Raw genomic sequence first — 13541 nt, forward strand, 5'->3', positions numbered from 1 at the left:
GTGTTCTGCTTTAACGAAGAAAGTCATTGATGATCTTTTGCATCTCACCGCTTCTTCGCATGTCGTAGATGATGATGTCAAACTGCTTCTTGAAATCTTCTTTAAACGCAAACTGGCCGTCATCCATATCGGTAAAACCCATGAAACCTTGCTCTATGCTGACGGTGGCTCCCTCCATCAACATAGTATGCTTGCCTCCCTCATCATATTCGCCGCTCTGCTTAAGCTTTTTTAGCTCCCACAAAATAGAGATACGATCGTTGAGGTAACAATCTATCCGCTTTAACCCTAGCTGCAGCAAGTTTTCTCTATTTCCTTTCGCCTCACTGACGGTGATTTTCTCCTCTTTAACTGCTTGCCAAAATGCATCCCCGCCCAAGTGGAATCCTGAATTAATGCCTATTACTAAGCCATAATAGTCTTCGACCCAGTTCAATCTCAGCGCCCTGAAAAAGAGATCCTCCCGGCATATGACCATGACTCTTTCATCGAGAATGGGTAGCGAATATGGCCAAATATAAGGCCGCTTTTCCACATGAAAATAAGGGGGGTAGATGGCGAAACCTTTACCACTTTCTATCAAGCGTAAACCACGCTTCCAAGGAACACCAACCAGAGTCACCTTGTAACCTTTCATTCGGGACACGGCAACCTTGATGATGTTGGCGTAAATCCCCTTTAACTCTCCTTCCTCCATATAGGAGTATGGTGGGTAGTTAGCATCGCCATAGAGGGTTACCTCGATTTCTTTTGCGGACACATTAAGCGGAATAAAAATATACAAAGTCAGTGCCACCAGCATTTGAATCAATTTCATTACACCGCCTCTTTTCTGCAGTTTAAACTCAATGATAAAGCTCATCGACATCAATAAATGTAGTTTACATCAGCTATTTTTGCTCCCGTAGCGCATAAAGCACCCAAGTGATATTATCTAGTCGCAATCATCATAGGGTATAGCCATCACTACACGTAGCAGATCTGCAACGGGTTCAAACAAACTCTCCGGAATAGGGTTTCCTGCTTCCACTTCGCCATAAATGGCCCGAGCCAAAGGAATATTCTCAACAATTGGCACACCGGCTTTTTCCGCCAAAGCCACAATATGTAATGCCATATGATCTTCAGCCTTTTCCAGCACCATAGGCAGTGGAGTCTCACCGACTTGATAATGCAAACAGATAGCCAGATGAGTCGGGTTACGTACCACCACAGTGGCCTTCTGCACATTGGCAGCCAAACTGCCCGATGCCACCTCTCTTTGGGTTTCACGCCGCTTCTGTTTTACCTCTGGATTTCCCTCCGAGTCCTTATATTCTTGTTTGGTGTCATCTTTCGACATTTTAAGTTCTTTCATCAAGCTATAACGCTGAAAGGCATAATCAGCGATGCCAAAAATAACGTAACAACCTAAAAAACAGCCCCAGAGCCAAGTAATTAGCGTCGAAATCACGCCAAGGCCACACGCTTCGCCACACAGGGGAAGATATTGAAAGGAGTTGACATAACGATGCAGTAGGTAATAAAAAACCAGACTGAGCACTATCACCTTAACCAGATTCTTACCAAGCTCAAACACGCTTTTCCATGAGATAAGCTGCTTGGCATTATTGATCACATTTAACTTATTCATGCTCGGTTTCAAGGCTTCCGATGCCCATACCGGACCAGTTTGAACTACATTGCCTACGATAATGGTAAATAAGAGTACTAAGGTCAGGCCTCCTAAAAAACGCAGGGCGATCATGACGAACGTGCCGACAATTTGATCCGCTGCAGTCTCCAATGGCAAATGAATACTATTGATGGTGATAGTGATTAAATAGATGAGTGACTGCATTAAGCCCTGACCTTCAAACAGGAAATACCCTAAAATAATCGCCATCTGCAAGCCTGTGACAACTTCAGCACTCTTGATCACCTGACCACGATTTCTCGCTTCCCGCAGACGCTTCTCTGTGGGTTTTTCTGTTTTTTCGCTCATAAATCACCCATTAACTAGTGAGCAGACAAGAGGCCAAAGAGTATGCCTATCTGTTGCTCGACGCCGGTAATACGTTCAAGATAATGGGCCAGTGCAAATTGCAAACTATAGATGAGCAGTAATAGCACTAAGGCACTCTTGATCGGCATAGAAAGAAAGAAAACGTTGAGTTGCTGGGCTGAGCGGTTCACTAAACCCAGAGCCACATCGACCAAGATCATGATCACCATGGCAGGCATTGCAAAACTCAGGCATAACTGACACATCAGTTGCCATTCATGACCAATAAAAACCAGTAAGGGTTGAGTTAAACTCAGATCGAATCCTGGCGGTAGTTGATTATAGGACTGATACATGGCAGTTAGTAGATGATTAAAACCACCGGACACAAGAAACAGCACAGTTAATACTTGGGTAAACAACATGCCATAGATTGAAGATTGAAGACCCATCAAGGGGTTGAGTACAGTGGACATAGAGGCGCCGCGCATGGTATCGATCACGAACCCCGCCATATCTATCGCCCAAAAAGGGATCGCAGCGCAAAAACCTAGCAAGAAGCCAACGAGCAGCTCCTTGCCATATAAGCTAAACAAACTCCAATTATCAGCCTGTAAGATCACCTGTTGCATATCATCCATTGCCGGCAATGTGGGCAGCGCAAACAACAAGATCAAACTATTACGGATAAGCGCGCTGCCCATTGCTCCGCCTTTAAAAAGCGGCAGTAATAACATCATTCCCAATGGACGCATCATACACAGGGCCAATACCGGCAGTTGCGCAGTGATTTCAGTGGGTAGAGGATTCAACATAATCAGCCCCCCATATGACTTATTTGATCGAAGGTCATGTTGGCATAATTAAGTAAAGAGCCGCCCATCCAGTGGTAACTCACCACCAGCGTTATGCAGACCGCAACCAGCTTGATCAAAAACTGTAAAGTTTGGTCCTGGATCTGAGTCAGTGCCTGAACTAGACTCACTATTACCCCGACCACAGAGGCAACAATCACCACAGGTAGAGACAACAAGAGCACCATCCATAATAGCTCGGAGGTGAAATGTACTATGATAGTTTCACTCATGAGAAGGACACCATAAGTTGACCAATCAGCTTTTCCCAACCCCCCATCAAGATAAATATCAACAATTTAAAAGGTAGCGCTATGGTCATGGGTGACACCATCATCATTCCCATCGCCAGCAAGATATTGGACACAATGAGATCAATCGCCACGAACGGCAGGTAGATCAACAGTCCAATCTTAAACGCCTCGATAAGTTGACTCATGGTGAATGCCGGAACCATCACGAAAAGTGAATCTTTTGACAATGCATCCTGATATTTGTCAGGCCAGGTCTTATGGCCGATATTAGCGAAAAACTCCAATTGGGTTTTGCTGGTGTTCCTCTGTAAGAAGTCTTGATAGGGGGCAATGGCTTGAGTGTTTATCTGTTCGAAAACATGGGGCGAATCGAACACAATGGGATTCGCCTTTAAATTATCATTGATCTGCATCCCCACTGGCGCCATGGTGAACATGGTTAAGATGAGAGCCAAACCATATATTGCCATGTTCGGTGGGATCTGTTGAATACCCAGGGCATTTCTTAACATGGAAAATACGATGGCCAATTTAAGAAATGAGCTGCCCATCACCGCAAACAGAGGCAAGAGTGACAGGCAAAATAACATGATGATGAGTTGAATAGGATTATCGAGTAAGGCCATGGAAACCTCCTTTATGACTAGAGTTCCATCATGGCGCGATTCGTCACACTTCGATATCAGGTGAAGACCTGAAACCTAACTAAGTAAGTGACTAAGCTAGAATCTCAACTTGAGCCAAGAGTTCATCTCCGCTTCGCAGTAAACTGGCCGTCCCCAGCAAGATATTTTCCTCCTCGTCTTGATAGCAGAGCCTCACTTCGGCGTTAAGGCTCACCTCGGCCTCTAGCTTATCCCCTGTCATCATGGCACCTAGATGTGAAATCGGCAGAGTCACTCTGGCTATTTCGGCAATCACAGGCGTATAAAGAAGATTCCTTTCCACCACAAGTTCATCTATCACTAAGCTGAACTTTCCCCCTTGCTCTCCCTGAGTTAAGGTCACTTTTGCTAACGGGCCATTGCACCAGAGTAAGGCCTCACCACGTTCGACACTAATATCCCCATCTAACCAAACACCTCCCCCTGCCGCTGGCAATTGGGGACTAGCCGATGTCTGTAAGGCAAAACCTGCGACTAAACTTAAGCTTAAGGACGCAGACGAACCAGCAAATGGTGACCAATCGCTCACTATGTTCTGCCACTGCTCCTGAGGCCAATTGATCAGTACACAGGTGATATCTCCCACCTCAGCATGGGTCAAGGTGAGTACCGGATATATTTCAGGTAACAGTCCACAGGCATTCGGCACAGGCTCCAAAGCATTCAGTAACCACGGCGCCTCTCCTTCCAGCATGCCAGCACTCACACAGGGCAAAAGCTCACTGGATAAATTAACAGGATCCGGAATCCCCGTCATGGCAAAAACCAGCTTTTGCCAGTCCTGTTTAGGACACCAAAGCCCAGCATTCAATGGGCCCCCTTGCCGTTGCCAAAACATCCCGTCTCCTCCCACCCGTTTGAGTTCTATTCGACAAGCCGCTTGCTCTAACCCTCGACCCAGTATTTGTCCGGCTTTAATTAAAGTGTTCATCAGTATCATCCCCACTCACTCATTAATTTATCTAGTCATCTAGTTCACTTCTTGACTGGCATCAATTCTAAACCGATCTCAAACCGTCTCCCCTCGAGGGCCTGTGAGAGGTTAGGTAACACGCAGGCCAACACCCGAGACTGACGTTGATTCTTGGGATATATCTGCAATCGGATCCCCAAGCTGTGATAACTCGCTTGAATAACCAGTCCCATCATTGGCCCATTAAGCAGTCTATAACTCAGCATCTCTCCTTGGCGCACAACTTCGGTGCTACCATGACGATAGATGCCGCCATTGTGGCTCAACAGAGACTTAGTCAGATCTGAAATCGACTCAGAGGCTTTTTTATCCTTGCCTTTACTACCACCAACCAAGCAAGATTCGAAACGACGACGAATATCCGGATCGGACTCGTGACGTGCTTCGACACTAGGTAAGCTCATCCTTCGCACTCTATTCATGTCTATTTGATTATTCATCGAACACCGCCTTTAGCTTTTCTTGATCTTTGCTTAGCTGCTGAATGTCTTTGAGTAAGCTTTCCATGGTTAAGGCCAGTTCATCAGCCTCGTGCTTCAGCGTAACTAGCCCCTCGGCCAGTGCTCTTTCCTGCTGGTAGCCTCTTCCCAACATGAGTTTAAACTTCACTAACTCACCAGGGCTCAGGGCTTCTAGCGGCAGGGCTTGTTGCTCTAGTTTAGCCACTAGCCCATGCCGCTCTGCTTGCATTTTTAATGTTTGCTGGACCTGTCGCTTGCTGATTTTCCGACATTGTGCCAATTGCCGCCGCAGCTTATCTTCCTTAACCTGCCTGATCACCAGAAGACGATTCAGCATCTCAATGTCACTCGTTACTAGACTCGATACCATAATTTAACCCCCTTACTCAAGACTCTAACAGGGCTGAAAGTCCCATTTGAGTCTGCTCATAGGGGCTAAATTCACTCACGGATTGACGTAAAAATCGGGTGATGTCTCCATGACGTTTCACCGCCTCGTCAGTTTCTTCATCTTCTCCCTCAACATACTCACCTACTCTAATTAATAATTGAACTTCGTCATACAATGACAAGAGTTGCCTCACTCTGGCGGCATGCTCTGTTTGCTCCTGTGTCACAATTTGATCCATGACACGGCTGACGCTGGCATTGATATCTATGGCAGGATAATGTCCCGCTCCAGCCAATTTACGCGACAACACGATATGGCCATCGAGCAAAGAGCGGACTTCGTCGGCAATGGGTTCATTCATATTGTCTCCCTCCACCAATACGGTGTATATTCCGGTAATACTGCCTTTTGCTGCAGGTCCTGCCCGCTCAACTAACGCCGACAGATTGACAAAAACACTCGGTGGGAATCCATTCGATACTGCGGCTTCCCCCGCCGCTAAACTGATCTCTCGAGCACTGCGGGCAAAACGTGTCAATGAATCCACCATCAAGAGCACATTCTTACCCTGATCACGAAAGTATTCGGCTATGGTTGTCGCTGTTAATGTCGCCTTCATCCGCTCCAGTGGTGGCCTGTCAGAGGTGGCGACCACCATCACAGTTCGCGACCTCGCTTCTGGGGATAAGTTATATTCAATAAACTCCCGCACTTCACGTCCTCGCTCTCCCACAAGCGCTAACACAATCACATCGGCTTGGCTGTGGGAGGCTATCATCCCGAGCAAGGTGCTCTTACCACCACCCGCTGCGGCAAAGATGCCAATCCTCTGACCGACACCACAAGTGAGAATACTATCGATAGCCCGGATCCCCAGTGGCATGATGTCATGGATCAAGCTGCGACTCAGAGGATCCGGAGCGCTGGCATAGTTAGGCCTGATCTCAGTACAACTCAATGGATCCCCGTCCATTACAGCGCCGAAGCCATCCACCACTCGTCCCAGCAAACTCTGGCCTAGAAACACTTGATGACCGTGACCTAGTGGCTCGACTAAGGCTCCAGTTTTCAGCCAACTAGTGACATCGAAGGGGGAAAGCACCACCTCATCACCTTTCACCGCCACCACTTCGGCCTTAAGCTCATCGTCGATAACACACAACTCCCCCTGGTGAGCACCGGGCAGAGTGGCACGTACAACCGTGGCTCCCACCTCCTGTACCTTACCGAAATAACGCACCGGGGCAGCAGGACTTGGCTCCACTTGCGAGAACAAGCTGGTTTCTAAAAATGAACTCATAGCTTGAATATCGGGTAGATTCATCGTGTATTCCTCCTATATTCTTGTCTTTATTCTAACTGGCCATAGCCCTGTATAGGACTTCACCTACTGAGGCAATATGTGCTTGTATCTTTCATTTAGCTGGCCATAGCCGCATCTAACGCTTCACCCACCAGATCGACATGGGCTAGCACCTTAATCTCGGCGTCATCTCCTAGCTCCTGAAATGACAATACGGGAGTGGTAAACAATTCACGTTCTATAATTTTTCTCAGGTAGCGACGCACATCAAGGGAAGTGAGTAACACGCAGGCTTGCTGAGGAGGCAGCTCGGCCTTTAAGGTGGTTAAGATCAAATTACTTTGCTCCATATCCAATGCCGAGTAAGATCCCGCAGTGGATTGGCGTATCGATTCACGGATCAAATTTTCAATCCCTTCTCCCACCATCAATACCGAGATCCAGCCCTGTGGTGTGGCAAAATTACGACGAATATGACGACGCAATGCAATACGCACATATTCTGTCAGCATGATGATGTCTTTCTCTTTTGACACCCACTCCACTAAGGTCTCGAAGATGGTACGCAGATCGCGAATGGAGATACCTTCCTCCACCAGACGCTGAAGGATTTCAGCCACCTTACCCACCGACAGCATGCGTTGTAGCTCTTTAACCAACTCGCCATATCTGGCCTCCATGGCATCCATCAGGTAACGGGTCTCCTGTACCCCAATAAATTCACCGGCATATCTGCCGATCACCTTACCGACTATGTAAGCCGGGATCTGCTCAGCGCTACAGACAGATAAACCTTGTTCACGGGCCTGCTCGAGTACATTGCCTTTAATCCAATGAAGTTCCTCACCACTAAAAGGAAGAGTCTCGACTCTACTGGGCAAGGTCACCATGGGCTCGACCAAGAGAGATTCGTCCAAGTCGAACTGTAGCTGCAATACAGGCTCCTGATACAAGAGTACGTCACACAACCCCGAGTTACCCTTCTTCGCGATTTGCAGCTGAATCTCCGGAAGAGGCACTCCTAGCTGCTCGAACAGCTGCCAACGCAGACGTTGTAATGCCTCTTTCACTCCTTGACTGGGGACATCCGCCCCCAGATAGAGCATTAAGGGCACAGCTCCCGGTGCCATATTCTCATCGCCCCCCTCATTGACACTGGTATTATCAGAGAAATGTGGATGTTCAGCCTGCTCACCCTCCTGCTTTTTCTTACGAACTAACCACCAAGAGGAAGCTAAGGTGACCGCGCCTAACAGGCCAAACACCAGCATTGGAAAACCGGGAATAAATGCAAAGATAAACATCACCATCCCGGCCATCTGCAAAGATGAAGGCTGGCGCCCCACCTGCGCGACCAATTCGTTAGCCAAATTTTGACGTTGTTCACCCGGTACTCGAGTGACAATAAGCCCAGCGGTAATAGAGATAAGCAACGAAGGAATTTGTGCAATCAGGCCATCACCTACCGATAACACCGCATAGGTATTAACTGCTTCCGAGGCCGACATATTATGTTGCATCACCCCCACTGCAATCCCCCCTAAGATATTAGTGAGGATGACTATTATGCTGGCAATGGCATCTCCCTTAACAAACTTCATCGCCCCATCCATGGCACCATAGAGCTGACTCTCTTTTTGTACCTGTGCCCGTTGACGTTTAGCTTCTTTAGCGTCGATGATCCCAGCGCGCATGTCGCCATCTATGCTCATCTGTTTACCCGGCATGGCATCGAGAGAAAAACGGGCGCTCACTTCGGCGACCCGTTCTGAGCCTTTGGTGATCACGATAAATTGCACTATGGTGATGATGGCAAATATGATGATCCCCACCGCCAAGTTTCCCCCAACCACGAAATTACCGAAGGTGTAAACGATATCTCCGGCGTCATGTTGCAATAAGATCAACCTACTGGTGCTGATAGTCAGTGCCAAACGGTACAAAGTCGTGATTAACAATAATGAAGGGAAAACAGAGAACTCTAAGGGATCACGGATATAGATAGCGATCATCAATAACACAATCGATAAACATAAATTAAAGGCGATGAGTACATCAATTAAGGCTGTGGGAAGTGGCAAGATCATCATAAATACAGCCACCATCAACATGGCGCTGAGAATGATATCGTGTCTGCCTGCGGCTTTACTTAACCAGCGACCGATAAGGTTCATAATTGACCTCCTGTGATGACTTTACTCAGGAATTTTTGCTGCATCAGACAAAGATGATACCAATCATGTGCCTGACTAAACGATGGACACAGACAGCTGATCATCAGACGACTTTTAACCATAAACACCCTCTGGGGTAATCCCATAAAAGCCTCAGGATGCCAACGTGAGAGCCAAGGCTGCAGCTGTGTTACCTTAGGTTCCAACAGCCAAGAGGTCATTAATAAGCGATCATCCACTGATTCCAGCAAGATGCCATAGGGAGTCCAATGACATTCGATACGATCTTCTAGATGAACTGGCCAACGATTCAACAGCCTGAAAAATTGCTCAAGATTACGCGTAACTTGTAAATCCATACCAGACTCCCTCGATTAACTCTCAGGATCATCATCGCCCAGTAAAGACAAAAAGGGGATCAGGTAAACACCTGAATCCCCTTCTTCAATGGCACCATATTAAGACGCTAAGGCATTATCGACCTCAGCCATACACAACAACAACTCCTCCTTAGATACGCCCAAGCCTTGCAAGTGTGTTTGCGCTGCTTCAATCACACTTTCACGCTGGTGAGTGTGCCTATTGTCCAAATCAGCCCCTTTTATCTGGGCATGATTTGTCATCAGATGAGAGAACATTTCGGCTTGCTCCCCAGGTTCAAGCGTGACAAGCGCGTTGGTTAAGCGCTCTCGCAAACGAGTTTGCTGCTCTGATGACTCTAGAGACAGCAATTCACCGAGTGTGTTGCTCCTGTCCGCATCCTCTGGTAGAGAATTTTTCCCTAGACGAGCCAAGGCCAGTTCTATCCTCTGGCTCGTCATATCTCTCTCCACTTGACGCGCCGTGTCCCCCATCCCGAGGAAATTGCTATCCAAAAGGCTTGTTCGAAAGCCTCTGGCTAAGAGTCCGCCTAAGGCTGCACCGCAAGCTCCTAGACCCACAGCGGCCACAATGCCCAACCCACCAGTGCCTAAGGTCAACAGCGTAGCCGCTACAGCCGCTGCAGATAGGCCCACCGTTGCCACAAGCGTGGTGACCACAGCAAAGACTTTCGCCCCCGGGGTCGCATGTTTCCACCAACTGAGTCCATCGGAGATAAAGCGTTTCATGGCCCCAAGTTTACCCACTTCGAAACTATCACGAGCTAATGTGCCAACCTCTTGTAACGCCTGACGCTGAACCATATAGCCAGCCACAGCTTTGCCGCGCGCCGCGAGCCCACCGTCGGCCTGCATTCCTTTTATCAGTGCGTTAACCATGACTTCGGTGCTGCGATAACCGCTCATCTGCTTGGCCAATTGCCCTTCAGACCAGGTCTGCAGTAAGCCTCCTACCAAGCCGACAACCGGCGCCGCGACGCCCGCCCCCGGGAGCATCATGGTAAATACACGAGTTAATGCGGGTCCGCCTATACCGGTATTTACCGCCCCTTTGGCTCCTCCCGCAACATAAGGTGCCATTTGAGCCATATGTAACAGGGCTATCATCTCAGGAGTCATGGAGAAATTTGCCTTATCAGGCAGCTCCTCACGCGTTCCGTTTAAAATATCATTGACCTGATTTTTAACCGTTCCCGCTTGCCATACCGTTTTAACTGTATTGACTAGCTCCTGACCGAAAGTGCCGGGATTAGCCATGATGATGTTATACGCATGGGTAAGGTTTCCCGCCAACTCCCTGGCTTCAATGGGATGTGACATCGACCAGTTATGCAAGTCACCAAGGGCCGATGCCATCCCCTTAGGCGAAGCCAAAGATGTCACGGCCGACATAGGATTAAGCGAATGAGCAGACCCTTTTACCGTTTTGGCCAATGCAAGATAGGCTTCTCCCATATTACTCATGTTATTCTTCGCTAATTGGCGTTCGAGGATCAGCGCTTCCATGCTAGGGCGATATTGACCAGACCAAGAGCCTACAAATTTTTGTACCATCCAGCTCTGCCAAGCCTCGGCACTGGTCGAGACCCCCTGATCCGGATAGCCGCCCTGCTTTTGTGCTTGTAAAGCACTCTGCTTAAGCTGGAGTAAACAGGCCTCATACTTATCATCACATGTGGACAATTTGCTCAGCACCAGAGTTAACTGAGCAGACTCATTGAGATAGGCTCGTAATTCAGGGGAGCTCAATTGTGGATCGGTTAATTTTGTCTTCCAATTGGATCCGTATAAATCCTTAAGATAGTGTTCACGAGTGGAAACTCGTTCAGTCAGTATCTGTTTCTGCTCGGTTAACTCACGAACCTGTGCATTATTCGATTTCAGATCTGGCAGGAAAGCTAAATACTCCTGTAAATTTACCCTGGCTCTTTCAACTTTCATCTCTTGAGCAAAAACCGTGAGTTCTTGACTCATGGTTAATAACCGTCTGTTTTGATTTCCGCTAACGACCAAGGTATCTTCTGCCTTTTGCTGTGCCTCTATGGCAGTGAACAATGCGCCATTTGCATCTCGCTCCTGCTTAACAGAGTCCAACAGCACCACTAACTGCTCACTAACCTGTCCCTCGGGTAGCGATGCAATCAGGCTTACTAAGGCCCCATGATAAGCCTCACACATAGGTTGACGATCACTTATAAAACTCAGATAGGCTGTCTTATTTTGGGTTATTTCTGACGCCAACCTTAGATGAGCAATATCTTGATCTAAATCGATATTTTGTTGATTATTCGGACTGTGGCTCACCGAGCTTATACCTCTATGCCACGCAAGCTTATGCTGGGCCTGTAACACCTCTTTGGCAAGCTGAGATACATGGGGAAGATTGGCGTTCTGAGTTATGTCAGCAGTTATGCCTTCGACTAGATTTAGCTCGTCTATCAGCACAGGCTCATCAAATACCAGAGTATTACCTTTAGCCAACACCTCTTGGCCCCCCAAATACAACAGGGAAGCATAGGTGTTGTCCTCGGCCTCGGCGATTTTAGGATCTATCAATTGAGCTTGACGCAGCAAGTGGGTGAGCTGAACGGCGCTTTGATTCACATCTCTGGATTTTTCTTTCAGTTGAAGTACTTGTGCCAGACTCTCCATCTTAGCGTCATGTAGATTCTTTGCTTCGACTAACACCTCACTGACAAATTGTTGCGCCGACTCTAGATCGTTCAGATCTTGATGAGCTTGTTCAGCAGTTGACACAGAAGCGGATAATGATGCCGATTGTGCCTGGATCAGTGATACGCATTGCACTAACGTTTTAACATCAGGCAAGGTTTCATTTAGTTTCTCACTCCCTTTAGACATAAACTCAGTCAGGTGTTTTCCCATGGCTGCTGCAGGCTCTTGTGCCTGAGAATCACTTTCTTGTGCGACCTTGGCTGAATAGGCCATGAAAGGAGCGAACATCTGATAGCAGCTAAGCTGTTGAGATGAGGATAATTTAGCCAGTAATTTCATGGGTAACTGAGCGTTAAACTTAGCGATATCTTGACGTATTGCCGCCGTATCCGATAAGGCCGTTGAAAACCCTTTAGTCGCTGCGATGAGTCCCTCACAAACCTGCTCCTGTTTGTCAATTGAGAGCAGTAATGGCGCCACCTGTTCCCGATATTCCTGAGGCATATTTAATGCGGACTGCTTCAAAACCACTAAGGTTTTATTCAGTGTATTCAAGTCAGTTTCGAGCCTTTTTGGGCGCCGTGACAGCTCTACTGGATCGGCAAGTATATCTTCAGCTAAGCTCAGTTCATCGACACCCGCGGACAGATTAATCCGGCTCAATAGCTGATTAAAATCCTTCACCTCTTGCTGTAGCGTCTTTATCGGCTCAGCTTCAGAGTACACCCAAGAGGCTAACCAAGTTTGCCCCTTGGGCATATTGAGCGGCTCTACAAGTTCTTTGCTCTGTAAATCCCTAAAGCTGACACTTACCTTAGATAACACTAAGGCTGACTCACTAAACTCATGTTTAGGGGCCGAAACATGAGATTTGGGAATATCTAAATGAGTACCTATTTCAATGACTGATGGTCTACTCACTTCTCCCTGATGAGAGAGTGAACGTGCGCCTGAACTCTCTTGCCGCCGAACCAGCGCATCTGTGCCATCAAGAGCCCTTGATTCACCCGACTCCTCACTCAGATTAGCTTGACGATCAATGATCAGGGAGTGTAGTCCATCAGCCTCTGTGGTGACCCGCTCAATGATCCTAGCATTCAATGGGCTATGACCGGATAAGTCTAAATTTTCCGATATACCCATGGCCACTTGATTACCATAACGGCTCGCCAATGCATGGAGAAAAACACCCAGCAATTGTCGGTTATCGACTGATAATGCACTCACATATTCTTTCACCGCCCGGGTATCTTTCAGCAAGGGGACGTGGTTAAGCATGCTAAGTAGCTTCTCCTTAAACCCCTCTCTGGCGGCGATGATCGTCGGAGCACCACTTACATTATCGGCAAGTGCCAGACGGCCATGTAATTTGGCCGCCTCGTTAAACGCATTCATTTCAATTGCCATGCTCTTCTCCCCCTAACTA

Annotated in this window: 12 protein-coding genes; all 12 read right to left on the reverse strand. The window is 47.7% G+C overall.

Going from position 1 to position 13541, the window contains the following annotated elements:
* Positions 1–10: 10 nt before the first annotated feature.
* Complete coding sequence (locus sps_RS04830; RefSeq protein ID WP_237157990.1) at positions 11–817, reverse strand: substrate-binding periplasmic protein; 807 nt, start codon at positions 815–817, stop codon at positions 11–13.
* 117 nt (positions 818–934) lie between these two features.
* Complete coding sequence (locus tag sps_RS04835; RefSeq protein ID WP_077751492.1) at positions 935–1984, reverse strand: EscU/YscU/HrcU family type III secretion system export apparatus switch protein; 1050 nt, start codon at positions 1982–1984, stop codon at positions 935–937.
* Between the two features lie 14 nt (positions 1985–1998).
* The gene (gene sctT / locus sps_RS04840) at positions 1999–2799 is read right to left on the reverse strand and encodes a type III secretion system export apparatus subunit SctT (RefSeq protein WP_077751493.1); all 801 of its coding nucleotides are present in this window, start codon (positions 2797–2799) and stop codon (positions 1999–2001) included.
* 2 nt (positions 2800–2801) lie between these two features.
* Positions 2802–3071, reverse strand: coding sequence for an EscS/YscS/HrcS family type III secretion system export apparatus protein (locus sps_RS04845; RefSeq protein ID WP_077751494.1), 270 nt, complete (start codon positions 3069–3071; stop codon positions 2802–2804).
* Positions 3068–3718, reverse strand: coding sequence for a type III secretion system export apparatus subunit SctR (gene sctR / locus sps_RS04850; protein ID WP_077751495.1), 651 nt, complete (start codon positions 3716–3718; stop codon positions 3068–3070). Before sctR ends, sps_RS04845 begins: the two co-directional genes overlap by 4 nt.
* A 91-nt stretch (positions 3719–3809) precedes the next feature.
* Positions 3810–4688 (reverse strand): hypothetical protein, encoded by an 879-nt coding sequence (locus sps_RS04855; protein ID WP_237157991.1) that lies wholly within the window; start codon positions 4686–4688, stop codon positions 3810–3812.
* Between the two features lie 44 nt (positions 4689–4732).
* Complete coding sequence (locus sps_RS04860) at positions 4733–5170, reverse strand: hypothetical protein (protein WP_077751496.1); 438 nt, start codon at positions 5168–5170, stop codon at positions 4733–4735.
* Complete coding sequence (locus tag sps_RS04865; protein ID WP_077751497.1) at positions 5163–5561, reverse strand: hypothetical protein; 399 nt, start codon at positions 5559–5561, stop codon at positions 5163–5165. Before sps_RS04865 ends, sps_RS04860 begins: the two co-directional genes overlap by 8 nt.
* A 16-nt stretch (positions 5562–5577) precedes the next feature.
* Complete coding sequence (locus tag sps_RS04870) at positions 5578–6906, reverse strand: EscN/YscN/HrcN family type III secretion system ATPase (RefSeq protein WP_077751498.1); 1329 nt, start codon at positions 6904–6906, stop codon at positions 5578–5580.
* A gap of 95 nt (positions 6907–7001) precedes the next feature.
* Positions 7002–9059, reverse strand: a complete 2058-nt coding sequence (locus sps_RS04875; RefSeq protein ID WP_077751499.1) for an EscV/YscV/HrcV family type III secretion system export apparatus protein — start codon at positions 9057–9059, stop codon at positions 7002–7004.
* Complete coding sequence (locus tag sps_RS04880) at positions 9056–9418, reverse strand: type III secretion apparatus (RefSeq protein WP_077751500.1); 363 nt, start codon at positions 9416–9418, stop codon at positions 9056–9058. The genes sps_RS04875 and sps_RS04880 overlap by 4 nt, the downstream gene beginning before the upstream one ends.
* Before the next feature lie 99 nt (positions 9419–9517).
* Positions 9518–13522, reverse strand: coding sequence for a type III secretion system effector BopA family protein (locus sps_RS04885; protein ID WP_077751501.1), 4005 nt, complete (start codon positions 13520–13522; stop codon positions 9518–9520).
* Positions 13523–13541: the final 19 nt, after the last annotated feature.

This window comes from Shewanella psychrophila, from assembly GCF_002005305.1.
GTDB lineage: Bacteria > Pseudomonadota > Gammaproteobacteria > Enterobacterales > Shewanellaceae > Shewanella > Shewanella psychrophila.

Excerpts from the sequence above, each read along its gene's own strand:
- sps_RS04830 (WP_237157990.1), bottom strand. The coding sequence starts at position 817 with ATGAAATTGATTCAAATGCTGGTGGCACTGACTTTGTATATTTTTATT.
- sps_RS04835 (WP_077751492.1), bottom strand. The coding sequence starts at position 1,984 with ATGAGCGAAAAAACAGAAAAACCCACAGAGAAGCGTCTGCGGGAAGCG.
- sctT (WP_077751493.1), bottom strand. The coding sequence starts at position 2,799 with ATGTTGAATCCTCTACCCACTGAAATCACTGCGCAACTGCCGGTATTG.
- sps_RS04845 (WP_077751494.1), bottom strand. The coding sequence starts at position 3,071 with ATGAGTGAAACTATCATAGTACATTTCACCTCCGAGCTATTATGGATG.
- sctR (WP_077751495.1), bottom strand. The coding sequence starts at position 3,718 with ATGGCCTTACTCGATAATCCTATTCAACTCATCATCATGTTATTTTGC.
- sps_RS04855 (WP_237157991.1), bottom strand. The coding sequence starts at position 4,688 with ATGAACACTTTAATTAAAGCCGGACAAATACTGGGTCGAGGGTTAGAG.
- sps_RS04860 (WP_077751496.1), bottom strand. The coding sequence starts at position 5,170 with ATGAATAATCAAATAGACATGAATAGAGTGCGAAGGATGAGCTTACCT.
- sps_RS04865 (WP_077751497.1), bottom strand. The coding sequence starts at position 5,561 with ATGGTATCGAGTCTAGTAACGAGTGACATTGAGATGCTGAATCGTCTT.
- sps_RS04870 (WP_077751498.1), bottom strand. The coding sequence starts at position 6,906 with ATGAATCTACCCGATATTCAAGCTATGAGTTCATTTTTAGAAACCAGC.
- sps_RS04875 (WP_077751499.1), bottom strand. The coding sequence starts at position 9,059 with ATGAACCTTATCGGTCGCTGGTTAAGTAAAGCCGCAGGCAGACACGAT.
- sps_RS04880 (WP_077751500.1), bottom strand. The coding sequence starts at position 9,418 with ATGGATTTACAAGTTACGCGTAATCTTGAGCAATTTTTCAGGCTGTTG.
- sps_RS04885 (WP_077751501.1), bottom strand. The coding sequence starts at position 13,522 with ATGGCAATTGAAATGAATGCGTTTAACGAGGCGGCCAAATTACATGGC.